At 48.1% G+C, this 25,299-nt stretch carries 24 protein-coding genes; 14 read left to right on the top strand and 10 right to left on the bottom strand.

What is annotated here, in order from left to right; all coding sequences use genetic code 11:
• Positions 1-17: 17 nt before the first annotated feature.
• Positions 18-917 carry a class F sortase gene (locus GVY42_RS11740; RefSeq protein ID WP_159563303.1) on the top strand — a complete coding sequence of 300 codons (900 nt, stop codon included), beginning with the start codon at positions 18-20 and terminating at the stop codon, positions 915-917.
• 50 nt (positions 918-967) lie between these two features.
• On the opposite strand, the gene GVY42_RS11735 is transcribed toward GVY42_RS11740, so the two are convergent.
• From GVY42_RS11735 to GVY42_RS11725, 3 genes are all read right to left on the bottom strand, one after another.
• Entirely contained in the window at positions 968-1,675 is a 708-nt protein-coding gene (locus tag GVY42_RS11735) for an ABC transporter ATP-binding protein (RefSeq protein WP_159563302.1), read from the bottom strand.
• Entirely contained in the window at positions 1,675-3,312 is a 1,638-nt protein-coding gene (locus GVY42_RS11730; protein WP_159563301.1) for an iron ABC transporter permease, read from the bottom strand. Before GVY42_RS11730 ends, GVY42_RS11735 begins: the two co-directional genes overlap by 1 nt.
• A gap of 133 nt (positions 3,313-3,445) precedes the next feature.
• A complete protein-coding gene (locus GVY42_RS11725) occupies positions 3,446-4,507 on the bottom strand; it encodes a Fe(3+) ABC transporter substrate-binding protein (RefSeq protein ID WP_159563300.1) in 1,062 nt (353 codons plus the stop codon).
• 226 nt (positions 4,508-4,733) lie between these two features.
• Between GVY42_RS11725 and GVY42_RS11720 the strand changes: the two genes are divergently transcribed.
• Together GVY42_RS11720 and GVY42_RS11715 are read left to right on the top strand one after the other, a co-directional pair.
• On the top strand, positions 4,734-5,300 hold the full coding sequence (locus GVY42_RS11720; protein ID WP_015880416.1) for a TetR/AcrR family transcriptional regulator: 567 nt from the start codon (positions 4,734-4,736) through the stop codon (positions 5,298-5,300).
• 32 nt (positions 5,301-5,332) lie between these two features.
• Positions 5,333-8,485 (top strand): efflux RND transporter permease subunit, encoded by a 3,153-nt coding sequence (locus tag GVY42_RS11715; protein ID WP_159563299.1) that lies wholly within the window; start codon positions 5,333-5,335, stop codon positions 8,483-8,485.
• Positions 8,486-8,529: 44 nt separating this feature from the next.
• Here the strand turns inward: GVY42_RS11715 and GVY42_RS11710 are convergent, their stop codons facing one another.
• Positions 8,530-9,267: a YwqG family protein gene (locus GVY42_RS11710; protein WP_159563298.1), complete on the bottom strand. Its 738-nt coding sequence runs from the start codon at positions 9,265-9,267 to the stop codon at positions 8,530-8,532.
• A 149-nt stretch (positions 9,268-9,416) separates the two neighbouring features.
• Here GVY42_RS11710 and GVY42_RS11705 point away from each other — a divergent pair, with 149 nt between their 5' ends.
• From GVY42_RS11705 to GVY42_RS11675, 7 genes are all read left to right on the top strand, one after another.
• Positions 9,417-9,770 (top strand): CidA/LrgA family protein, encoded by a 354-nt coding sequence (locus GVY42_RS11705; RefSeq protein ID WP_159563297.1) that lies wholly within the window; start codon positions 9,417-9,419, stop codon positions 9,768-9,770.
• Positions 9,767-10,441 (top strand): LrgB family protein, encoded by a 675-nt coding sequence (locus GVY42_RS11700; RefSeq protein WP_159563296.1) that lies wholly within the window; start codon positions 9,767-9,769, stop codon positions 10,439-10,441. Before GVY42_RS11705 ends, GVY42_RS11700 begins: the two co-directional genes overlap by 4 nt.
• Positions 10,442-10,538: 97 nt before the next feature.
• Entirely contained in the window at positions 10,539-11,276 is a 738-nt protein-coding gene (locus GVY42_RS11695; RefSeq protein ID WP_159563295.1) for a glucose 1-dehydrogenase, read from the top strand.
• A gap of 113 nt (positions 11,277-11,389) precedes the next feature.
• Complete coding sequence (pepT, locus tag GVY42_RS11690; protein WP_159563294.1) at positions 11,390-12,628, top strand: peptidase T; 1,239 nt, start codon at positions 11,390-11,392, stop codon at positions 12,626-12,628.
• 52 nt (positions 12,629-12,680) lie between these two features.
• Complete coding sequence (locus GVY42_RS11685) at positions 12,681-13,145, top strand: SACOL1771 family peroxiredoxin (protein ID WP_371730024.1); 465 nt, start codon at positions 12,681-12,683, stop codon at positions 13,143-13,145.
• Complete coding sequence (locus GVY42_RS11680) at positions 13,132-13,851, top strand: DNA/RNA nuclease SfsA (RefSeq protein WP_159563292.1); 720 nt, start codon at positions 13,132-13,134, stop codon at positions 13,849-13,851. The genes GVY42_RS11685 and GVY42_RS11680 overlap by 14 nt, the downstream gene beginning before the upstream one ends.
• Positions 13,852-14,016: 165 nt before the next feature.
• Complete coding sequence (locus GVY42_RS11675; RefSeq protein ID WP_015880408.1) at positions 14,017-15,642, top strand: ABC-F family ATP-binding cassette domain-containing protein; 1,626 nt, start codon at positions 14,017-14,019, stop codon at positions 15,640-15,642.
• 31 nt (positions 15,643-15,673) lie between these two features.
• Here the strand turns inward: GVY42_RS11675 and GVY42_RS11670 are convergent, their stop codons facing one another.
• Complete coding sequence (locus GVY42_RS11670) at positions 15,674-16,423, bottom strand: FixH family protein (RefSeq protein ID WP_159563291.1); 750 nt, start codon at positions 16,421-16,423, stop codon at positions 15,674-15,676.
• Positions 16,424-16,688: 265 nt separating this feature from the next.
• Between GVY42_RS11670 and GVY42_RS11665 the strand changes: the two genes are divergently transcribed.
• The gene (locus GVY42_RS11665; protein ID WP_159563290.1) at positions 16,689-17,879 is read left to right on the top strand and encodes a LysM peptidoglycan-binding domain-containing protein; all 1,191 of its coding nucleotides are present in this window, start codon (positions 16,689-16,691) and stop codon (positions 17,877-17,879) included.
• Positions 17,880-17,944: 65 nt separating this feature from the next.
• Entirely contained in the window at positions 17,945-18,208 is a 264-nt protein-coding gene (locus GVY42_RS11660; protein ID WP_159563289.1) for an LlsX family protein, read from the top strand.
• 26 nt (positions 18,209-18,234) lie between these two features.
• On the opposite strand, the gene GVY42_RS11655 is transcribed toward GVY42_RS11660, so the two are convergent.
• The 5 genes from GVY42_RS11655 to GVY42_RS11635 form a co-directional block, all read right to left on the bottom strand.
• Positions 18,235-18,672 carry a hypothetical protein gene (locus GVY42_RS11655; protein ID WP_159563288.1) on the bottom strand — a complete coding sequence of 146 codons (438 nt, stop codon included), beginning with the start codon at positions 18,670-18,672 and terminating at the stop codon, positions 18,235-18,237.
• Positions 18,669-19,994, bottom strand: a complete 1,326-nt coding sequence (locus tag GVY42_RS11650) for a PepSY domain-containing protein (protein WP_159563287.1) — start codon at positions 19,992-19,994, stop codon at positions 18,669-18,671. The genes GVY42_RS11655 and GVY42_RS11650 overlap by 4 nt, the downstream gene beginning before the upstream one ends.
• Before the next feature lie 216 nt (positions 19,995-20,210).
• Positions 20,211-21,479 carry an isocitrate lyase gene (aceA, locus tag GVY42_RS11645; protein ID WP_159563286.1) on the bottom strand — a complete coding sequence of 423 codons (1,269 nt, stop codon included), beginning with the start codon at positions 21,477-21,479 and terminating at the stop codon, positions 20,211-20,213.
• Between the two features lie 75 nt (positions 21,480-21,554).
• Positions 21,555-21,851 carry a hypothetical protein gene (locus GVY42_RS11640; RefSeq protein ID WP_031424308.1) on the bottom strand — a complete coding sequence of 99 codons (297 nt, stop codon included), beginning with the start codon at positions 21,849-21,851 and terminating at the stop codon, positions 21,555-21,557.
• A complete protein-coding gene (locus GVY42_RS11635) occupies positions 21,848-24,031 on the bottom strand; it encodes a malate synthase G (RefSeq protein WP_201302253.1) in 2,184 nt (727 codons plus the stop codon). The genes GVY42_RS11640 and GVY42_RS11635 overlap by 4 nt, the downstream gene beginning before the upstream one ends.
• A 181-nt stretch (positions 24,032-24,212) precedes the next feature.
• Here GVY42_RS11635 and GVY42_RS11630 point away from each other — a divergent pair, with 181 nt between their 5' ends.
• Complete coding sequence (locus GVY42_RS11630; protein ID WP_015880378.1) at positions 24,213-24,659, top strand: MarR family winged helix-turn-helix transcriptional regulator; 447 nt, start codon at positions 24,213-24,215, stop codon at positions 24,657-24,659.
• A complete protein-coding gene (locus GVY42_RS11625) occupies positions 24,656-25,291 on the top strand; it encodes a nitroreductase family protein (RefSeq protein WP_159563284.1) in 636 nt (211 codons plus the stop codon). Before GVY42_RS11630 ends, GVY42_RS11625 begins: the two co-directional genes overlap by 4 nt.
• Positions 25,292-25,299 lie beyond the last annotated feature (8 nt).

Here is a 25,299-nt window from a genome sequence, read left to right as displayed (position 1 = left end):
AATAAGGAGGGAGTCCCATGAACAAGCGCCTTTTGTTTCTGGCGCTCTCTCTCTTTTGTTTTAGCTTCTGGACGTGGACGAGCGCCCAAGAATCGTCGTCACCACCTGTAGAAGAAAAACAAATAGAGGAGAGCCCGGATTTAACGGCTGAATTCTCACTTCTACAGGAAGAGGTGAAAAAGCTACGCTTAGCCGAGGAAGAAGAAAACGCCAAGGCCGTCACCCCTGTTCAAATCCAGATCCCTAAAATCGATGTCGACACCGCCATCGAACAAGTCGGGGTCCTCGATAATGGACAGATGGGTGTACCAGAAGATGAGAACCAGGTCGGGTGGTTCGAACCCGGTGTCACACCGGGTAGCAAAGGAAATGCTGTGATTGCCGGTCACGTCGACAGCAAGACCGGCCCGGCTATCTTTTATCAACTCGATCAACTGACAAAAGGCGATGACGTTCTGATTCAAGATGAGGCGGGTAACACCCTTCGGTTCCGCGTCACGAAAACAGAACGATATGATACGAAAACCGCGCCAATTGAAGAGATTTTCGGTGCCACATCAAATCGGAACTTAAATTTGATTACCTGTTCGGGTACGTTCGGGGACGGGGGCTATGATGAACGATTCGTCGTCTATACAGAGCTGGTGGATACCGAACTGAACGAAACTGTCGATCTCGAGACACCGACGGCAGTCGAATTGAAAGGTAACTTATTGACATGGCACGCCGTTCGTCAAGAGAGCGTGATTGGATATCGAGTCTACGAAGTCATCGACGGAAAAGCGACTCATATCGAAAGTATCCCTTCCCATGCACGAAAAAGTATCGAGGTCACAAATGAGAACAATGCATCCTACTACGTGACTGCGATTGACCAACTTGGAAATGAGTCAAAACCTTCCGAGATGACAAAATGACAAAAAGACCCCTTACTCGCTTTAGAAATGAGTAAGGGGTCTTTTGTTGTTTATACGAAGCAAGGAATTTGCGGGTTGAACGTCTTGTTGTTCTCCGTCATGACCTGCTTTTTAATTTTGCCTTCTCCAAGGTAGACAATCCGGTCGGCAAGTGCCTCGGCATCTTCCTCGTCGTGCGTTACGAAAATCGTTGTCGTACCTGTCTGCTTCAAGAGACGACGCAAATCGTCGCGAATCCGGTGTTGAAGTGACGTATCCAAATTACTGAACGGTTCGTCTAGAATCAAGAGCGCCGGCTTCGGTGCGAGCGCACGCGCGAGCGCGACACGCTGTTGTTGTCCCCCACTGAGTTCGTACGGATAACGGTGACGGAACTCCGTCAAGTTGACGAGATCGAGCATCTCTTCGACACGCGCATTCCGCTCCTTGCGGTTCAGTTTATGAAGACCGAATCGAATGTTCTTTTCAACGGTCATGTGCGGGAAGAGTGCATAGTCTTGGAAGACCATCCCCACGCCACGATCTTCTGGCGGCATGAACTGGCAATCGTCGCAACAGACACAGTCATTCACGACGACGACGCCCTGGTTCGGCATCTCGAGTCCTGCGATCAAACGGAGAATCGTACTCTTCCCCGATCCGCTGTCCCCAAGAAGTGAGACGATTTCACCTTTCGTGATTGAAATCGAGAACCCTTTGATTGTCTCTTCATGTGCACCTTTATAGCTAAAATGTAAATCATTGATTTGAACAAACATTAGTCGGCCTCCTTATCAAGCACCTTGTGGGAAACGAAAATCAACAGTCCACTCATGAGGACGATGACGATGGAAGCGAGTGCCGCTTCGTGAATCTTCTCATCACTCACGTATTTGAACGCCTGTGTCGCAAGCGTCGAAAAGTTAAATGGTTGTAAAAAGAGCGTCAACGGCAACTCTTTCATAATATCAATAAAGACGAGGATAAACGCGCTCATGATGGCGCCTTTGATCATCGGGATATCGACGCGAAAGAACGTTTGGACCGTATTCCACCCCAGCATACGGGATGCTTCGGTAAACGACTTCCCTACTTTCTCAAACCCGCTCTCGATCGAGTTGTAGCCGATGGCGAGGAAGCGGATGACGTAGGCAAAGATGAGCATGATGAGCGTCGTGCGGAACACGAACGTCTGACTCAAGTCGAGCGCCCGTGCCGTTTCGAGCACTTTGTCATCGAGCCACAAGAAGAGCGTGATGACCGCAATCGCGATGGCTGCTCCCGGAATCGAATATCCGAGTGTCGTCACTTTCGAAATGACGCGTGTCATGTTCGACGGGAAGAGTCGTGTATAGTTCGCGATGATGAGTGCGAACAGTAGGATAATCACGGTCGCGGTAAAGGCGACCCGAACCGTATTCCAAACAAGTTGCCAAAATTCTTCCGTGAAGACCGTATCGAACGTCAGAAACGTCCATGCCGCCAACTGTGTGAACGGGATGACGAATGCGATCGCAAAGACGATAGAGACATATGCGAATACCGCGTAGCGATGCCAGCCTTGTAGCGGTCTCGGTTTGAGCGGCTTTACTTTCGTCGAAGCGTAACTGAACTGCTTCCGTCCCCGGATGAGCCGTTCCATCGTCAAGATTGCGATGACGAGAATCATGAGAGTCCCCGCAAGCTTCAGCGCCGACGATGTATCCTTCATCCCGAACCACGTGCTGAAGATGGCGGTACTAAACGTCTGAATCCCGAAATATTTCACGACGCCATAGTCGTTGAGCACTTCCATCAACACGAGACTGACACCACCGATGATGGCGACTCGGGAAATCGGTATGACGACCGTGAAGAAAATGTCCCACGAGCCACGACCGAGAATTCGCGCGTTCTCAATCATCGAGGACGATTGGTTATGCAGGAAGGCTCGTGTGATCGTATAAATGTATGGATAGAGGAACAAGGTAAAGATAAATACCGTTCCTTGAATCGACATGATGTTGAAGTACGACTGATCGACGGTGATACCAAATTCGTTTCGTAACGTCGTCTGGATCACACCCGTATAGTTCAAGATGCCGTGATACGTATACGCCCCGATATAAGGCGGAATCGCGAGCGGCAGGATGAGTGCCCATTTAAAGAAACGACGGAACGGGAAATCATAGACGGTCACGAACCAAGCGAGGCTCGTTCCGATCACGGTCGTCAAGACTCCTGTAGCCACCATGATGAACAGCGTGTTTCGCACGTAACGGGGCAACAGGTACTCTTGAATGTGTTGCCAATTGTCATTGACCGGGGCGAACAATTCGACGAGCACGACAATTCCCGGCAAGACGATCAATAAAATCGCGAGAAAGCTGAGGATCGCCCATCCATTCAGTTGTCGTTTTACTGCGTGCCAGTTCATGTCGTACCGCTCCCGTTCTGTAAACTATCAATTCCTGTCCCATCATATCAGTTTCTGTGCATCCCGTGTAGCGCTTAGGGTGTGAAGAACGCAAAAATCTTCGGCCTGAACTCTCGTTCAGGCCGAAGTCATCTTACTTCCAACCTACTTCGTTAAAGATACGGATTGCCTCTTGTTGGTTTTCACCGAGTACAGAGAGATTGATATCCTGCTCTTTGAACTCACCCCATGACTGGAGAAGCTCATTCGGTTCAACCGACTCGTTGACTGGATATTCATAGTTCACACTCGCAAACTTCTCTTGAGCTGACGGTTCTGACATGAACTCCATCAATTTTTGAGCGTTTTCTGTATTTTTCGATGCTTTCGTCATCGCGATACCCGAAATGTTCACGTGTGTGCCTGTTGTATCTTGGTTCGGGAAGAAGACACCGAGTTGTTCAGCGACTTTCTTCTCTTCCTCGTCTTCAGAATTCAACATGAGCCCCATGTAGTACGTGTTCATGATGGCCACGTCCCCTTCGCCAGCGACGACTGCTTTCGCTTGGTCACGGTCGTTCCCTTGTGGGTCGCGTGCCATGTTGTTCACTAAGCCCTTCGCCCACTCTTTCGCTTCATCGACACCGTTCACTTCGATGAACGATGCGAGGAGTGAGATGTTGTACATGTTTTCCGATGGACGCACGAGAACTTTGCCGTTCCACTGTTCTTCCGTCAACGCTTCGTACGTCGACAAATCTTCTGGTTTCACGCGATCTTTTGAGTACACGATGACACGCGCACGTTTCGTCAAACCGAACCACTCGTTGTCTGTGTCACGATATTTTGCAGGAATGTTTGACTCAAGCTCATCGCTATCGACCGCTTGAAGATGTCCCGCTTCTTTCGCCTGATACAAGTTTCCAGCATCTGCAGTGATGAAGAGGTCAGCCTCTGTGCTCTCCCCTTCTGTGTTCAAACGCTCGAGAAGTTCGTCACTCTTCCCTTCCACCACGTTGACCTTGATGCCTGTTTCTTCTTCAAACTGTTTATATAATTGTTGATCGACATCGTAGTGGCGACTCGAGTAAACATTGACGACGTTCGAATCGTCTGAGCCTTCATTTGAAGTTGTCTCATCTGTGCTTGCACAAGCGGCAAGGAGCGATGTCGTTAACGCTGCTGAAATTCCTAAAGCTGCATATTTTTTGTTCATCTGTCATTCCCCCACGTTCGGTTATTTCTCTCTGGTAATGATAATTACTCTCAGTACCTATCATCACTGATAATCATTCTCACGTCAAGACTTTTCTGCAATCGCTATCATATTACATGTGCAATTCGTGACAGTTTTGAGGACATCATTTCTTGACTTTAAAAGAATACGAACGATATAGTAAAATCAAACAAACCGTCTGGTCGGTACAGAAAGAGGTGAAGATATGTCAAACCGATCGAACGTTACAAAGCAAAAGCTGTTGGATGCGGCAACCGACATCATCATGAACCACGGCGTGCATCAACTTACCTTAGATGAAGTCGCCAAGACTGCGGGTGTATCTAAAGGGGGACTTCTTTATCATTATCCTTCAAAAGAAGCGTTGATGACGGCGATGGTCGAACGATTACAACAAGAACAAAACGAGCTATATGCTTCATTGCAAGATGAAGGCCATGGACCTGTCGAGGCATTCGTTCGTCTATTTGATGAAACGAAGTTGCATCCTGAGCGTGCTGCCATCCAAATCGACGTCGAGAAGATGATTGCATTTCTCACGTTGTTCGAAGTCGACCAAGAGTACGCCAATCGTTGGAAACATGATTTAGATACGTTCTTCGCACAGTTCCAACAAACGGCTGATCCGGTGGAAACGATGATCATTCGTTATGCACTCGAAGGTATGATGATGTCCGAACACTTCGGTGTCGGTGTTCCCCCTACCGAACTCAAACAAGCGATTATCGCACGCTTGATTGAACGAGCCCACGACATCGATCGTGAGTCATAAAACAACATAATAATAGAGGAGATTAAAAACCCATGCAGAAAATCACGTCCTTCTCCGTCAACAACAAGTTTGCGGTTTGGTTGATGACGATCATCTTGACGGCCGCCGGTCTTTTCGCCGGTCTGACGATGAAGCTCGAGACGTTACCGGACATTACGACTCCGACCGTCTCGGTCACAACCATTTATCCAGGTGCATCCCCTGAGCAAGTGCTCGAAGAAGTCAGCACCGTGTTAGAAGATCGTCTTCAGAATTTAAATGGTGTGGAACAAGTTCGTTCTTCGTCATTCCAAAACGCTTCGAACATCCAAATCGATTATGATTTCAGTACCGATATGGATGAAGCGGAACAACAAGTCAAAGATGCGTTAAGTAACGTCGAACTACCTGAATCGGCACAAGAACCACAAGTGTCGCGTCTCAGTTTCGACGCTTTCCCGGTAATCGGGGCTGCCATCTCGGATGAGAGTCTTGATTTGGCCGAATTGACAAAACTCGTCGAGGAAGAAGTGCAGCCTGCTCTTGAAGGAGTGGAAGGTGCGCAAACCGTCCAAATTGCCGGACAAGAGATTCGCCGCGTCGAACTTCAATTCGACCAAGAAGCGCTCGCAGAATACAATTTGACAGAAGATACGGTCAAACAATTGATTCAAGCGAATGACGCTCGAATTGCGCTCGGGTTATATGAATTAGGTGATACGGAGCAAGCGGTCGTCATCGACGGCAAGTCGGAGACGCTCGAAGCGTTCCGCGACATCCAAATCCCTTACTCACCAGCACAATCAACGCCGACGACACCGTCTGCCCCGACTGAATTGCCACCTAGTCAAACGCCAGACGTGCCAACAGAGGTCCCGACGGAAACACCATCGGCATTACCACCGAACGTTCCGACGACGGTTCCGACTGTCGCGTTGAGTGAACTTGCGACAATCGAGGACAAAGGAATCGAAGAATCGATTTCTCGCTCGAACGGTGAACGTTCAATCGGCGTACAAGTGACGAAGACACAAGATGCGAACACGGTCGATGTCGTCAACGCCGTCAAAGAAGTATTGAATGACTTCGAAGCTGAAAACGATACGGCGAATGTATCAATCACACTCGACCAAGGACAACCGATTGAAGAGTCGGTCGAAACCATGTTGTCTAAAGCATTACTTGGTGGGTTGTTCGCTATCCTCATCATCTTAGTGTTCTTACGTAACTTCCGATCGACGATCATCGCCGTCATCTCGATCCCGTTGTCGCTTCTCATGGCACTCATCGTCTTGAAGCAGTTGGATATCACGTTGAACATCATGACGCTCGGTGCGATGACCGTTGCGATTGGGCGCGTCGTCGATGACTCCATCGTCGTCATCGAGAACATTTACCGTCGACTCACGCGTTCGAACGAACCACTTCGCGGTAAAGAGTTGATTATCGCGGCAACAAAAGAAGTATTCATCCCGATCGCCTCGTCGACCATCGTCACGATTGCAGTATTCTTGCCGCTTGGATTTGTCACTGGTTTTGTCGGTGAACTGTTCTTGCCGTTCGCATTGACGGTCGTCTTCGCATTACTCGCTTCGTTACTCGTGGCAATCACGGTCGTACCAATGATGGCCGACTCGTTCTTTAAAAACCGCGACAAGTTGAAGCCAGAAGAAGGTCCAGGCAAGCTCGCGGAATGGTATCGTGGCGTCTTGAACTGGTCACTGAACCATAAACTCGTCGTGTTCGGTCTCGCGACTGCCCTATTGATTGGTAGCTTTGCCCTTGTCCCAGCGATTGGGGTCAACTTCTTGAATCAGGATTCGGAGAAGACGTTGTTCGTCACGTTCGACCCAGAACCTGGTCAAACACTTGAAGATTCGATTGCCGCAGCAGAAGTGGCAGAAGAATACTTCATGGAAGAACAACCGAACGCAACCGATGTTCAGTTCACGGTCGGTGGAGAGAACCCGCTGAACCCCGGAAACAACAAACAAGGAATCTTCATCGTTCAATATGATCCAGATACGGAAGACTTCGCGGATGTGAAGTTAGCTGATATCGAGAAATTGAACGAACTCGCTTCGAACGGGGAATGGAAAGAACAAGACTTCTCAGGTGGCGGCGCAACGAGCGGTGTCACATACAACGTCTATGCCAACTCACTTGAAGATTTAGAAGCCATCGTGCCGACTTTCATCGAAACGATTGAAGAGGAAACGGATTATGTCCGTCAAGCGACATCTGACTTACGTGAGTCCTATGTACAATACACGTTCAACGTCGACCAACAGGCCGCTGCAGAAGCCGGTGTGTCGGCAGGTCAAATCGCGCAAGTCATCAGTCAGTTCCAGGCACCAGAAAGTCCACTTGCGAGTGTCACAGTGGATGACAAACAGTTAGACGTCGTCATCCCGAACGAGCAAGTGACGTATGACAGTGTCGATGACCTGCAAGCACAAGAAATCACGACACCGTTCGGACCACGCCCGATTTCAGACTTCATTGAAATCGAAGAAGGCACAACACCGGACACACTCGTCGAGCGCGACGGAAAACTGCTTGCGCAAGTAAGTGTTGAACTCAGCACAGATAAAGCGACAGAAGCGTCTGCTGCGATTGAAGAACGCGTATCGGACATCGAGCTCCCTTCTGGCGTCTCGTATGATGTCGGCGGTGTAACGGAACAGATTCAAGAATCGTTCACACAGCTCGGTCTTGCGATGCTCGCCGCGATCGCCATCGTCTACTTGGTTCTCGTCATCACATTCGGAGGGGCACTCACGCCATTCGTCGTGTTGTTCTCACTTCCGTATGCGATTATCGGGGGACTCGTCGCCCTTCTCATCACGGGTGAAACGATTTCGGTTTCTGCCTTGATCGGGGCACTCATGTTGATCGGGATTGTCGTCACGAACGCCATCGTTTTGATTGACCGCGTCATTCATAAAGAAGAAGCTGGTTTATCAACACGTGAAGCGTTACTTGAGGCAGCGGGCACACGCCTTCGCCCAATCTTGATGACCGCACTCGCGACAATCGGTGCACTCGCACCACTCGCACTCGGTCTCGAGGGTGGCGCACTCATCTCGAAAGGTCTCGGGGTCACCGTGATTGGCGGACTCACAAGTTCGACACTTCTCACGTTGCTCATCGTACCGATCGTCTATGAGTTCTTCGCACGATTCCGTAAGAAAAAACAAGCGTAATCAAAAGAGAGTCGACTCATTCGAGTCGGCTCCCTTTTTTGCGTTCAATAACACTGCATAATGATTTCGGTTTCTCCAAACCGTTTGGCACGGAGAGCATCTTCCGGAATGAGAAAATAGAGAATACCTGCATCCCCGAACATGACGTCTAACTCTTCAGACGTGTCCATTTGAAACAATAGGAAAGGATGATCGAATCGTTCCCCATATGTTTCTTGTATCTCTTCAAAAACGTCACCTTGCACTTCACTCGGATGTCCACCGATTGCATGAAGTTCTTCTTGTTCGAATCGTTCGAGTAACCGATCGTACATCTCTTCGTCGAGCAGCTCATATAAACTATATTCATTCTCTGCATAGCTTTCTTTAAAGGAAACGGCACGTTCATTTAATGCTTCTCCAACTCGCACTCGCTCAAGTTTCGATTCTTCAGTAAACAGAACACGCCAAAGATGACGTTCATCCACATCTCCCCAAGGTTGTTCTTCTAAATCATAGAAGAAAGACAACAAACCTTCTTTCGGGAGTGCATCTACGGATTCAAACTCAGCCAAATCACTTAAACGAAACTGAGCTAAAAACGTCATATTCTCTCCAGGATGCAAGTCTGCGTGTGGTAAGTCAGGATATCCGCCAAACTTAGAATGGCCAACCGCTACTTCTTCCCTTGTTGTCCGTGGCAAAGTTGTCAAATTGACCCGCTTTGTGAACGCATGTAAAATGTCTTCCCTGTTTTGTAATCCATGCTCTTGAATAAATTGCTCAATCGTTTTTAGTTCCATCTCGGCACCCCGCTTGTTTATGATAGATGTAGTATAGCATCCCGAACGTATGTACCCCTTATATTTTTTGTAATACCCTATTCTTGACCTCTCTCGTTGAATTTGAGAAGATTCATACGTTTTGAATGACGTGAAAGGAAGTCATGTATATGAAATTATTAAAATGGATTATCGGGCTCTCACTCTTGTTTGGGTTGAGCACGCTCGGAAACTGGATTGTTGAGACGTTCTCGTGGAAAGTACCAGGCAGCGTCATCGGCATGGTGCTCTTGCTCGTCCTCTTGTTGACAAAAGTCATTCGCGTGGAATGGATTGAGGACAGTGCTGGATATTTAACGAAGCACCTCGCCTTCTTCTTCATCCCGATTGCCGTCGGCCTTATGGCATACGGTACGTTGTTAAAAGCTGCCGGTATTCCGCTCCTAATCACGTTACTCGCCAGCATGGCGGTCGGGATGATTTTGACGGCGCTCGTTTCCGGGAAAGAAGGTGAGGCATCATGACATACATTTGGATCGGGTTGACGATTCTCGTGTATTCGCTCAGTCGTCAACTTTCGAAAAAGTGGGCATCTCCGTTCACCAATGTCGTCTTCTTAAGTACAGCGATTCTGATTCTCATGTTACTCGTGACAGGACAGTCCTATGATACGTATAAACCAGCCACCGACATCATCACCATCTTACTTGGTCCGGCGACGGTCGCCCTCGGGTTACCACTCTATCGCAACTTACCCGTACTACTCGCCCGGGCAAAACGGGCCCTGAGTGCCATCGTACTCGGGTCACTCTCTACGATTTTTGTGGCTGTACTTTTCGGCAAACTGTTTTCGTTTACCGAAAACGTATTGATTGCGCTATCGGTCAAGTCGGCCACGTCCCCGATCGCCCTTGAGTTGGCTCGACAGCTAGAAGGAGATGCGACACTTGCCGCCTCGATTGCTGTTGCCTGCGGTATTTTAGGGGCGATGCTTGGACCGGTACTCTTGACATGGATCCGTATGGACGACCCGTTCACGCGTGGACTCACACTCGGGACGATCAGTCATGGAATCGGGACCGCTCAAGCGGCAACGGAACATCCGTTGTCTGGTGCAACTGGTGGTGCTGCGATGGGGTTGACGGCCATCTTCACATCGTTTATCTTGCCACTTCTTTTTCCCATCTTATTTTAAGTTTCTCCTCTCCTTGTTCATTCACAATAGGTAATAAAACATATTATAATGAAAAGAGACGCTTGCCTTCTTTTGTGTGATCCGAGGAGGAAAAACAATGGGACGTGTACAAGATCAAGTCGCTTTGGTAACAGGTGGCGCGCGAGGAATGGGGGCATCCCATGTCAAGGCATTGGTCGATGAAGGCGCACTGGTCGTATTCACCGACATTTTGAGCAGCGAGGGCGAGGCATTGGAAAAAGAGTTGCATGGAAAAGCGATTTTTATGAAGCATGACGTGACCAAACTAGAAGACTGGGAAGCGATTGTCAAAGCAACTGAAGAAACATTCGGACCAATCACTATTCTGGTGAACAATGCGGGAATTGCTGTAACCCCAACAATCGATGAACTCTCTGAAGCGGAATATCGGAAAGTAATCGACATTAACCAAGTTGGCGTCTTTCTTGGAATGAAAACGGTCATTCCTTCGATGCGAAAAGCCGGTCATGGTTCCATTATCAACATCTCTTCAATATCGGGAATTTTAGGGATGGGCGGAGCCGCCTACGTCGCTTCCAAATTTGCGGTTCGTGGTATGACAAAAGCAGTTGCTCTTGAAGTGGCGGCTGACGGCATCCGCGTCAACTCCATTCACCCAGGATTGATCGAGACACCAATGATCATGCAACCTGGCGTTGAAGAGGTAGTACAGCAAATGGCTGAAACGGTTCCTCTGAAACGAATCGGAAAACCTCAAGACGTATCCCACCTCGTTTTGTTTCTCGGTTCAAACGAATCGAGTTACTTCACCGGCGCCGAATTCGTCATCGATGGCGGGGTAATCATTCAGTAAATCAGAAGGCGACCATTCATTTGGTCGCCTTTTTTCAAACTATTTTGATACTTTATACGACTGCCCTCATGCTAAACTGAATATGTTGAGTAAAGACTTAGGGAGGTTTTTAGATGCAAGACAAATTAATTGAACGCTTAATGACTTACGCGAAGATCGATACACAGTCTGACTTCACGAGTACGACAACACCATCGACGGCCAAACAATGGGATTTGATTCGTCATTTGGAGAAAGAATTAAAAGAACTCGGACTGACAGACGTCGAGACGGATGAATACGGCTATCTATTCGCCACACTTCCAAGTAACGTCGATTATGACGTCCCGACAATCGGATTCCTCGCTCATGTGGATACAGCGACCGACTTCACAGGAACGAACGTGTCCCCTCAACTCGTCGAGCATTATGAAGGTGGCGACATCGTCTTGAACGAGTCATTGAATGTCGTCTTATCACCAAAAGACTTCCCAGAACTTGATGGGTATGTCGGGCATACGCTCATGACAACGGATGGTACGACACTCCTTGGTGCGGATGATAAGGCAGGGATTGCTGAAATCGTTACAGCCGTTGAATACTTATTGGCCCATCCTGAGATTCCACACGGGACGGTTCGCATCGCCTTCACACCAGATGAAGAAATCGGCCGTGGACCACATAAATTCGATGTCGCCCGATTCAATGCAGACTTCGCTTATACGATGGACGGCGGACCACTCGGAGAGTTGCAGTATGAGAGCTTCAACGCAGCCGGTGCGACCATCACCTTCCACGGAACGAACGTACACCCAGGTAGCGCGAAAAATAAGATGGTGAACTCGATGAAGCTCGCGATGGCGTTCCAAAATCGGTTACCTGCTGATGAGGCACCAGAACGGACGAGCAATTATGAAGGATTCTTCCATTTGAACGGCTTCACTGGGGACGTCGAGAAGACGACGCTTCAATACATCATCCGCGATCACGACAAACAGAAGTTTGAAGCGCGTAAAGCGTTGATGGAGAAGCTTGTCCTCGAATGGAAACAAAAATACGGGGAAGCACGGATTGAACTCCAAATGGAAGACCAGTATTACAACATGGCCGAGAAAATCGAACCAGTCAAACACATCGTCGATACCGTCGCTGATGTCATGCGCGGCCTTGGCATCGAACCGAAAATCGAACCGATTCGTGGTGGCACAGACGGATCGCAACTTTCTTACATGGGTCTTCCAACACCGAACATCTTCACAGGTGGAGAGAACTATCACGGGAAGTTCGAATATATCTCTGTGAACAATATGGAAAAAGCGACAACGGTCATCATCGAAACACTTCGCACATTCGCGAAGCGCGCACAAGCATAACACATGCGCCTCCAATCGTTCTCTTTTACACTAGAGACATTGGAGGCGATTTTTGATGAAACATACATTTAGCATGAACCTCGGTTGGGATGGCGGACGAAATGACGTCGGCACCCTCGAGGCCGAGCGATTAAAGACACAGATTTCAATCCCACCCGAAATGGACGGTCCGGGAGTCGGAACGAATCCGGATGAGATGCTCCTCGGGGCAGCGGCAACGTGTTATATCATCACCCTCGCAGCCGTACTTGGACGGAGTGACCTGACTCATCGTGGTATCACGATTAATGCAGAGGGCATCGTCGATGTGACGAACGGCATCTTCACTTACGAGACGATTCGCTATGCGACAACGATTCATGTACCTACAGAGATGACCGACCGAGACATCACGCTTGTCGAGCGCATCGCGAAAAAAGCGAAAGATCAATGTATGATTTCACGCGCACTCGCAGGAAATGTAGCATTTGAGTTGAATACCGTCATTTCACGTAAAAGTGGCAATGATTTTATTTGAAGAACCTTTGAAAAAAGCGATAATTGTAAACAGACGTAATCGCTTTGTCATGGACGTACTCGTTGATGATTTGCTCGCGCCTTGCCATTGTCCTGTAACAGGAAGGATTGGAGATATTATATTTGAAAACATCCCCTGCCTCGTCTCAGAAACCTATGACTCGAATCGTAAAACTCACTTTACAGTCGAAGCCATTTCAGTCGATGGTGAACAATGGATTGGAATCAATCAAGGTCGTGTCAACGACTATGTTGAAGCTTTCTTACTCGAGAACCAGCTTGATGCTTTCTCAACCCCGAGGGGAATCAAACGTGAAATAGTAATTGGCGGTGCACGAATCGATTTTCAGATTGATGGAATCTTCATGGAAGTGAAGGCTCCGCTCAGCGAACTACTCACTATTCCTCTCCCACACTTTAAACGTAGACGATTGAAACGACCCATCGAGACAGAACGGTTGATTCGTCATCTCCACGCTCTGATTTCCACTCTACCCCAAACCGGAAGAGCAGTCCTCTTATATGTTTTTTTATATGACGCACCAATTTATACCGGTAATTCCAACCGAAAACAAGACCATCTAATTCGTCAATTGATTAACGATGCGATACCTTCCGGATTAGAAATATGGCAACTGAACTGCACTATTTCCCCTGAAGGAATTCGTTTACTTCGTTGCTTTGACACAACGTCTCACTTCAAGTAACCAAATGTATTAAGTGAGACGTTATGTTTTTACTAAACATATGATATGTTGGGAATTACCGAATAGAGTCATTTTTCACTTCCACTTTTTACGCGACTGCGCGTTTTTCAAAAACGTGATACAATACACGTCGTAAACTAATCAGAAAAACGAGGGATACCATACATGATTACAGTAAATAACGTCAGCCTACAATTTGGCGGTCGCAAGTTGTTTGAAGAGGTGAACATCAAGTTCACGCCAGGCAACTGTTACGGATTGATCGGTGCGAACGGTGCCGGAAAATCGACATTCTTAAAGATTTTATCAGGTGAACAAGATACGACGACGGGTGATGTCAGCATCACACCAGGCGAACGTCTCGCCGTCCTCAAACAGGACCACTACGCGTATGAGGACAGTGCAGTTCTCGAGACCGTCATCATGGGTCACGAGCGTCTCTACAAAGTAATGAAAGAAAAAGACGCCATCTACATGAAAGAAGACTTCTCAGATGAAGACGGGATGCGCGCAGCTGAACTCGAAGGGGAATTCGCTGAGTTGAACGGTTGGGAAGCAGAGTCGGAAGCCTCGATGGTCCTCCAAGGTCTCGGTATCTCTGAAGCGCTCCACCAGAAACAAATGAGCGAACTCACAGGTGGGGAGAAAGTCAAAGTCCTTCTTGCCCAAGCGCTCTTCGGTAAGCCAGATATCCTCCTCTTAGACGAGCCGACTAACGGACTTGACTTAAAAGCGATTCAATGGTTAGAAGAATTCTTGATCAACTTTGAAAACACAGTCATCGTCGTTTCCCACGACCGTCACTTCTTGAACAAAGTCTGTACGCACATGGCCGACCTCGACTTTGGAAAAATCCAATTGTATGTCGGGAACTACGACTTCTGGTATGAGTCTAGCCAACTCGCTACACGTATGGCGGCAGACCAGAACAAGAAGAAAGAAGAGAAAATCAAAGAGCTTCAAAACTTTATCGCACGTTTCAGCTCGAACGCATCGAAAGCACGTCAAGCGACGTCGCGTAAGAAGTTGCTCGATAAAATCACACTTGATGACATCCGTCCGTCGTCACGTCGTTATCCATTCGTCGGATTCACGATGGAGCGCGAGATCGGAAACGATGTTCTCTATGTCGATAACGTATCGAAGACAATCGATGGTGTAAAAGTACTCGACAACGTCACGTTCTCACTCAACAAGACGGACAAAGTCGCATTCGTCGGTCGTTCGGACGTTGCCATCACGACACTCTTCAAAATTCTCATGGGTGAGATGGAGCCAGACACAGGATCAGTCAAATGGGGCGTAACGACGACTCAGTCATACTTCCCGAAAGACAACTCAGAATACTTCGAGGGCTCAGAAAAGAGCATCCTTGACTGGTTGCGCCAGTTCTCGCCTGCCGATGAGTCAGACACGTTCCTTCGTGGATTCCTCGGCCGCATGCTCTTCTCAGGTGAAGAAGTCATGAAGAAGGCGTCTGTACTCTCAGGGGGAGAAAAAGTACGCTGCATGCTCTCGAAGATGATGCTTTCAAATTCGAACGTGCTCGTCCTCGACGATCCGACGAACCACTTGGACCTCGAATCGATCACAGCACTTAACAACGGTCTCGAGTCGTTCAAAGGCGTACTCCTCTTCAGCTCACATGACCATCAGCTCATCTCGACGATTGCGACACGCATCATTGAAGTGACACCGAATGGCATCGTGGATAAAGAAGCAACATACGATGAGTACTTGGAGAACGAGGCGCTTCAACAACAAGTTGAATCCCTTTACCAAAATGCATAATAAAAAATCGGCTCAAACGCGAGCCGATTTTTTATTTAACGTTTATCGTTTCCATCACGTGCTCATGAATGTCATGACCTTTCGTGACATGGACTTGAACGTTGTATGCGCCTGATTCAGCAAAAGTGTGTGCACCTTTATACATCCCAGCATCTGCTTCCTCCAACTTCACCCATTCATGCTTCTCTGCCCCATCTTGGAAGATTTCGAGCTGTACGTCCGCTCCAGCGAACATCTCGTCTTCAATCATGACGTGTACCATGAATGGTTGTTCTTCCCCTGCTGTCGCCTCTTTCGGGTCAAGCGTGATATCCGCTCCAGCGTGGTGATGATGCTCACTCTCTTCTTCTGCTTCAGCAGCCGTTTCTGGATGTCCAACCGTCACGTTTGTCGTCGGCATGGTGTGCATCGAACGCGCTGTCACGTGAACCTGAACCGTATAGACCGCTTCTTCCGCGAACGTCGTCTCCGCTTCATAGATACCGTCTTTCGTGAGTGACGCCTTGATCATCTCACTTTCTTCCTTCGCACCATTCTTCCATACCTCGAACTTGATTTCATCCGCATCGTCTACAGGTTGACCATCTTGCGTGACTGTTACTGATAAAGGTACCGCCTCTCCCTTTTCAGCCGTTGCCTCTACCGTCAACTCTGCCTCGACCGGTTCCATTGACTGTGGAACAGCCGCGCTCTCCGCTTCTTTCTCCGTACCACACGCACCGAGTACGAATAACCCGATGAGTCCAAACACGACCCCAAACCGTGTCATCATCTTTTTCATCATAAGTCCTCCTTATAAATCGCTTACATCTTTCACACATTGTTCATGATACCATCTCTTTCCAAAAAGAGTGTGAGCATTCTGTGATATATCCCACGATACATTCTCACAAATTTCACACATATAGTTGAATCAAAATTTATTGAGTACATTTCCGAATTTTAGTCCATCATTTCTAAAAAGGGGTATATAAAATATATCAAGGTCAATCATTTGGAAAGTCTTAACATCAAGAGAGTTACATCATGAATGGAGGCGAATTCAGATGAAACGTAAGGTCATTCGTGGGGCGATGGCACTGTTCATCTTATTGGCGATGGTGATCACACAATCGATTTCCGTCAGTGCCGCCGCTTCAAAATTTGTCACGAGCGTGAACACGACGAGCAAGGTCGTCGCATTGACGTTCGATGACGGGGCAGACGGGGCGAACACGAACAAGATTTTAGACATTTTAGCAAAAAACAATGTCAAAGCCACTTTCTTTTTAACGGGGTCGGGCGCAAATAACCATCCACAGTACATTAAAAATATCGCCGCAAAAGGACATCAACTCGGAAATCACTCGTATACACACCCTGACTTCACCAAACTGGCTGCCACGCAGATGAAATCCGAACTCGACCGCACGGAAGCTTTGATTAAATCGTTGACCGGAAAAACGACAAAACCGATTTTCAGAGCCCCGTTTGGTGCAGTGAATAGTACCGTATTGAGCGGTGTCGGGGCTGCAGGATACGGATACACGATTCAATGGAACATTGATACGATTGACTGGAAAGGGTTGACCGCGAGCCAAATCAACACGAAAGTTCAGACTAACATCAAACCGGGTTCAATCGTCTTGATGCATACCGGAGCCGGGGCCCCGGGTACACCGCTCGCACTCCCAACGATGATTTCACAACTCAAAGCAAAAGGGTACAAATTTGTCACGGTCTCACAATTACTTGCATATCAAAACACATCGACGAACAAAACGTATACCGTGAAGTCAGGTGATACGTTGTACAGTATCGCACGGACATACGGAGTCACCGTCTCGGCGCTTGCTGCCGCCAACAACATTACGAACTACAGCTTGATTTATGTAGGACAAGTGCTCATCATTCCAGGAACGACCGTTACACCACCTACGACGACCGTGAAATACACTGTGAAATCGGGCGACACACTCTACAAGATTGCGACGATGTACAATACGACCGTCGCAAAAATCGCAGCCGCCAATAACATCACAAACGTCAACTCCATCTATGTCGGACAAGTGCTCATCATTCCAGGAACGACCGTTACACCACCTACGACGACTGTGAAATATACGGTGAAATCGGGCGACACACTCTACAAGATTGCGACGATGTACAATACGACCGTCGCAAAAATCGCAGCCGCCAATAACATCACAAACGTCAACTCCATCTATGTCGGACAAGTGTTGACCATTCCGAAATGATTGCCTCGTGAATCTTTTCCTCAGCTTGTGACGTATCGTATACAAACAGGAAAAGAGGAAACGCTATGACTCGAACCGTAATCCGTGTCAGTACTACCGCATTCATCGGACTTTTGGTTTCAATTGCCACATTCTCGATTTTGATTTGGCTCGGTTATGAACAAGCACTCACATCCGGTGAGCCGATTCAATTCTTAACGCGGGACATTTATCAATTCGAGAACGGAATCGGGGTCGCCAACCAGAATCAGATGGCCATTCTCGGTGCCGGATTCATGGGCCTTGCCGTTCTCATTGGAGAGATCGGGATACGTCTTAAACGAAAGTAACCGCTGCATACGCAACGGTTACTTTTTTAATGCTGATGTTCACCACCATGGTCGTGTGAGTGAACGATTGGTTGCTGCAATTGGTCGATTTGGTCTTGCGGTACATCACCGACAATCATCCATGCGGACGGCGTATAGACCTTCTGCCCTTCATGGACCATGCCGTTCACTTGGTAGATTCCCTGATCGAGTTTCACGCTCGTCACGAGATAGCCATCCTTTTCTGTCACTTCATACGTCCGGGTCTCTTCCGAATCGTAAGGCGTGACTTGAATATGGCTTTCCGTCACACGTTCATCATTCGATACTTTCATCGCAAGCGTCGTCGAGCCAACTTCTATACGTTCAGGTACGATCAGTTGAATCCCAATCGGATCAATGGTGCGTTCTACTGGTTGAAGTTGACACGCGCTTAACCAAATTGTCGCTAGGATGACAGGAATGACTGCTTTAAATCGTTTCATGCTGCCACCTCCGCTTTCAACTTCCGGCGACCAATCAACCAATCAAATAGGAGAACGACAAGAATACTGATTCCTGCGAGCGGTAATGTCACACCTAGAAGTAAAATCAAGATACCGACGATTCGTTTAATGCGTTCGTCCTCAAACCGCTTCATCTGTTCAATGGATCCGACTTTTCGTTTGCGCCACATCATGAACGAGCTGATGACCACGAAAATGAGACCTAGACAAAGCGCGACACCGACCAATTGATTGAGTAAACCGAACAGGCGACCTTCATGGAACGCGATTCCAACCGTAATCAGTTTTCCGAGAATCCCGTAATCTGCGTATGTCACAGAGCTGAGTGTTTCACCACTATATTGATCTAAGTTCACCGTCGATTCTTTAAATGGATGACCTGCTGCCGATGTGACAGTATAGACGCCTGTTTCGCCTTCTGGAAGCGAGATTGTGTACGGTCGATCAATCGTGGACTTGTTCACCACCTGATTTAAATCAATCGGCAACATCGTACTTGGAGAAGACGTTGGAACGAGATCTGCTTGGGTCGCCCAAGGTACGTCTTCTGCCACCTCTTTTGTCGTCACGGTCGATTCTGGCTTGGCGCCAAACGCATAGGCATACATCGGTGCTCCCGTGTTTGTCGACGAGGAAACCCACTGCAACATCGCACCCGAAACGGATGACCAAGCCAACCCTGAACTGATAATGAGCACGAGGCCTAGCGATGACCACAAAGCGACGCTACCGTGCATCTGCTTCCACCACTGTCGTCCTTTCCCAAGCTTCGGCATAAGCATCCGAAGCGGATTCTTACCACGCGGCCAAAACAAGAATGTCCCCGTAATAAGAAGAATGATTGCCCAGGACGCCGCGAGTTCGACGACCCAGTTCCCGATTTGACCACCTAATAGTGTGCCATGAATCACAACTAATAAATCCATGCTACCTTCAGCAGACCGCGTTCCTAAAACTTCTGTAGTTTCCGGATGAATATATGTATACATCATCTCGTCTTTGTTCATCCAACCGATTCGAGTCGATTCGCCTTCATCCGGCAAACGAATCGATGTGATCATCGCATCCGGATATTCCGTCATGAATGATTCCTTTTGGACTTCAATCGGCTGTTCTTCCGTGAAAGTTGCCGTCATCATGTCTTTGTATTGCATCTTCGTTATTTGCGGTTCAAATAAATAAATGCTTCCTGTCACAGCCAGGATAATAAAAATTGGTGCAAATATGAGACCTGCATAAAAGTGCCAACGCCATACCGCTTGATACCAAGCGTTGCGTTTATTCAATCGTTCCCCTTGCATGATGCTTCCCCCTTTATCATTGTGTCCAACTTGTGAACAGATTGAGTATACAAGGAATGGAAACGGTTTATTCTTACTATTTGTGACAACTATTCGTCGAATTGGAGAAGTGAAAATGAACTTTGGTTCATCTTTTTTTCACATATTCATCAATCTATCTCACATACTTTCACATAAAGAAAGAGACACCAACAAGTTGGCGTCTCCAAAATATGATCAATTTGTGAACTGCTCTGCTTCTGTCGACCCAGCCAGTGCAGTCGTTGATGATTGCCCACCTGAGATGACGAGCGAGACTTCATCGAAGTAACCCGTTCCGACTTCACGCTGATGACGTGTCGCCGTGTAACCATGTACTTCAGCCGCAAATTCTGCTTGTTGTAATTCTGAGTACGCTGCCATGCCACGGTCTTTGTAACCGCGTGCGAGCTCGAACATGCCGAAGTTGAGCGCGTGGAATCCAGCGAGTGTGACGAACTGGAACTTGTATCCCATTGCGCCGATTTCTTGTTGGAACGTAGCAATCTCTTCGTCTGACAACTTCTTCTTCCAGTTGAACGATGGCGAGCAGTTGTAAGCGAGAAGTTTGCCTGGAAACTTCGCATGAATCGCTTCGGCAAATTGACGCGCCTCTGCCAGATCTGGTTCAGAAGTCTCGCACCAGACGAGGTCTGCATATGGTGCATAAGCGAGACCGCGAGCGATGGCTTGCTCGATACCAGCTTCCGTACGATAGAAGCCTTCCGGCGTACGCTCTCCAATGATGAACGGATGATCGATTGGGTCGATGTCGCTCGTGATCAAGTTCGCAGCGTGCGCATCTGTCCGCGCTACGATGATTGTCGGGACGCCCATGACGTCTGCCGCGAGTCGAGCCGAAATCAAGTTTTTCACAGCTGTCTGGGTCGGGAGTAACACCTTCCCACCGAGGTGACCACATTTCTTCTCAGACGAGAGCTGGTCTTCGAGGTGAACGCCGGCAGCCCCTGCTTCGATCATCGCCTTCGTCAATTCGAATACGTTGAGCACCCCGCCGAATCCAGCCTCCATATCGGCGACAATCGGTGCGAACCAATGTGTGTCGCCTTTTCCTTCCGCCGTTTGAATTTGATCGGCACGTTGAAGTGCCTGATTGATTCGTTTAACGACACTTGGAACCGAGTTGGCCGGATATAGACTCTGGTCCGGATACATGTGACCCGACAGGTTCGCATCTGCCGCTACTTGCCAGCCGCTCAAGTAAATCGCTTCAAGTCCTGCCTTCACTTGCTGAATGGCTTGGTTTCCTGTCAACGCGCCAAGTGCATGCACGTAGTCACGCTCGTGCATCAATTGCCATAAGCGTTCCGCTCCTTTTGTCGCGAGTGTCTGTTCAATCACGATGGATCCTCGTAATTTCATGACGTCTTCTACAGAGTATGGACGTTCTACCCCTTCAAATCGTTCTGACTTCCAGCTGTTCACCAATTCTTCGCGTTGTTTCATCGATAACCCCTCCTGTATTATATTAACTTCAATAAATTTGATTTGTTATATAACAGATGATGCAAAACAAATGGTTTAGTCAAGGTAAGCACAACACTCCAATGCTGCCTTGAACGTCGAATGCTCCATCCCGCAGCAACGGCAAACATTTTCTTCGTCCCGATCTTCCGGCTTGCGGAAAACGACAACTTCATCGATCGGCTCTTTCATGATTTGGAGCGACCCATCTGTCCGGTCCAAGACGAGACGCATCAAGTCGTTGCCGTATACGAATGCTGTGTTCGCCAAAGATGCTGTCGATTCTCCAGATACGATGCGGCGGACGACCCAACGTTCAATCAACTGTTCGCTTTCCATTTTTTTCGTTGTCATGATGAGGTTCCTCCTTTAAGGTTTAACTCCACAGTTTGACGTTTCATAAATTCACGGCGACGACGATGCAAGATTGGTTCCGTGTACCCGTTCGGTTGTTTCAACCCATGAAATACAAGTTCGTGGGCAGCCTGATAGGCGATCGATTGATCGACGTCCGGTGTCATCGGCCGGTAATTCGAGTCTGACTCGTTTTGCTCATCGACGACTCGTGCCATCCGATAAAGGGTGACCTCGACTTGTTCTGCTGAACAAATGCCGTGATGCAACCAGTTGGCCACGTGTTGGCTCGAAATCCGGAGTGTCGCCCGGTCTTCCATCAGTCCGACATGGTGAATATCCGGCACTTTCGAACAACCGACACCTTGTTCGACCCAACGAACGACGTACCCGAGCAATCCTTGCAAATTGTTCTCAAGCTCTTCTTTGATCTCTTCTTGCGAATAGATGCGCGTCGCGAGTGGAATCTCAAGGAGCTGTTGTCGTTCATGTTTTAAAACAGGCTGTTTCAACAATTCTCGCTGTACATCAAAAGCATCGAGTTGATGATAGTGCATCGCATGGAGCGTCGCCGCGGTCGGTGAAGGCACCCATGCCGTCGTTGCCCCGGACCGTACATGTGCCATTTTTTCACGCATCATGTCCTGCATCCGATCGGGCATCGCCCACATCCCTTTTCCGATTTGTGCTTGATGATGGAACCCACTCTCGAGACCGATCGATACATTCAACCGTTCATATGCAGCGAGCCAAGGTGACGTCTTCATTTCTCCCTTCCGACGCATCGGTCCGAGCGTCATCGAAGAATGAATCTCGTCTCCCGTCCGGTCAAGGAAGCCCGTGTTGATGAAGACGACCCGTTCTTTTACTTGCGCGATACAATTTTTCAAGTTGAGCGACGTTCGTCTTTCTTCATCCATCACGCCGACTTTTAACGTATAGCGAGGAAGGTCCAGCAGATTTTCCACGGCATCAAACAAAACATTGGTGAATGCCACTTCTTCAGAGCCGTGCATTTTCGGCTTGACGATGTAAATCGATCCTTCCCGAGAGTTGAGACGACGATGAAGATGGCGACTTGCAATCAATGAAGTAAAGATGGCATCAACGATCCCCTCTGGTACCTCGCGACCTTCTGCATCAAGAATCAAGTCCGTCGTCATCAAGTGTCCAACGTTCCGAATGAACAAGAGCGCGCGTCCTGGGAGGACGACTTCCGCCCCACCTTTTCCAATCAAACGCTTGTCTTCGTTTAAACGCCGAGAGAGTCGCTTCCCGTCTTTTTGGAACGAGGCTTCAAGCGTCCCATCCATTAGACCGAGCCAATTACGATACAGATGAACTTTGTCTTCTGCGCAAACGGCTGCGACCGAGTCTTCGCAATCCACAATAGCGGAGAGGGCTGATTCAAGCTCGATGTCCATCAGTCCAGCAGGATCGACTTTGCCGACTGGATGTTCGCGGTCGAATTGAAGTTCGACGTGCAAGGCATGGTGCTGGAGCATCAATGTCTTCAACTCGTTCGGTTCGCCGGTATAACCGACGAAGGAATCATAAGCGAATAAATGCTCCTCGTCTCCAATCACCGCGTAGGCGACGTCGTCACGAACGACATATCGTGATACGTCTCTGTGTGACCCTGATGGTAGCGGGAACGTGTCATCCAGAAACTGTTTCGCTAACCGAATGACCTCATTACCGCGAACGGGATTATATGCTCTCCCCTTTTCCATACCGTCTGTCTCGTCAATCATGTCCGTCCCATAAAGAGCGTCGTAGAGACTTCCCCATCTGGCGTTGGCGGCATTGAGTGCATATCTGGCATTGTCTAACGGTACGACGAGTTGCGGTCCCGCTTGATGAGCGATTTCGCGATCGACATTCAACACGTCGATATTAAAATCTTCGACGACCGGTTCGATATAGCCGATCGACGTTAAAAATGTCTCGTATTCGATTGGATCGACTTCGTCTTGCCTACTGTACCATTCCTGTAACAATCGCTCGAATGTCTTGCGTTGCTCTAGAAGTGTCTGATTCACTGGAATGAAACGCTCTAGAAGCGATTCGACCCCTTCCCAAAAATCATTGATTTCATGAGGTTCAAGAACGTTTTTATTCACAAATTCGAGCAGTTTCTCATGAATATGATACTTATCTAGTCGTTCATAGTGTTCCAAGCGTTCACATCCTCCTTTAATCATTGTTATATATCAGTTGGTTATAATATAGACTATTATATAACAGTTTGACAACCTATTTTTTAAAACTTTTTATTTGAAATATCGTCAGGATGGGTTTACTATACATTGTGTGACCCATCAATGATTGAGTCATCAATGATTTGAGGAGGCGATGTGCATGCGAGATTCTTGCTCGCTTCGTGATCAAATTCTCTATCACATCATCACTGTACAAAAAGAATTAGGGCAATTATTCGACTCTGAAATGGACGGGCTCAGCTTGAGTCGCTACGACATTTTAAGCAACTTGTATCACGTCGGTCCATTGCGGCAACGTGAATTGCAACAGCGCGTCGATGTCGACCATGCCGCCATCACCCGACACCTGAAACAATTAGAGACACAAGGACTCATCACGCGGAGACGCTGTGAACAAGATAACCGTGTCATCTATGTTGAGTTGACAGACGAGGGTCGTGAACAAATTGCACATTGGACTGAGCAAAAAGAGTGCTTAACGGACCGACTTTTTGTCAACATGAAGGTAGAGGATCAACAACAGTTACTAGCATCACTCACGATGTTACAAGATACTATTGACCATGAAAGGAAGACTACAATATGAACACTGCTACACAAAAAGACTTTATGGAGATTGTCAAAGGACGCCGCTCGATTCGTGTATACGATGAGAACGTCAATATCTCAAAAGAAGAAATGACACAAATTCTTGAAGAAGCGACAACAGCTCCTTCATCCCTTAACTTACAGCCATGGCGCTTCGTCGTCATCGATAGCGCAGAAGGAAAAGAAACACTCCTTCCACTCGCAAGCTTCAACAAACGCCAAGTGGAAACATCTTCAGCTGTGATCGCCCTCTTCGCCGACTATCAAATGGCAGATTACACAGAAGAGATTTTCGATACAGCAGTAGAGCGCGGTATGATGCCGGCTGAAGTCCGCGACCGTCAAGTCGACATGATCAAAGGCATCTTCAAAGATGCACCGAAAGAAATGATCAAAGATAGCATCATGCTCGATTCAGGTCTTGTAGCGATGCAACTCATGCTCGTCGCACGTGCACACGGATATGACACAAACCCAATCGGCGGATACGACAAAGCGAACATCGCTGAAGCGTTCGGTCTCGACAAAGAACGTTACCTTCCAGTCATGCTTCTCTCAATCGGGAAAGCAGCAGAAGAAGGGTACCCATCAGTACGCTTCCCAGTCGACCGCATCACAGACTGGAAATAATTCAAAAG

Origin of the sequence: Exiguobacterium sp. 8A (assembly GCF_902506275.1) — a bacterium.
Classification (GTDB): domain Bacteria; phylum Bacillota; class Bacilli; order Exiguobacteriales; family Exiguobacteriaceae; genus Exiguobacterium; species Exiguobacterium profundum.
The sequence above is the reverse complement of the archived record's forward strand: the minus strand, read 5'-3'. Positions and strand labels throughout refer to the sequence as shown.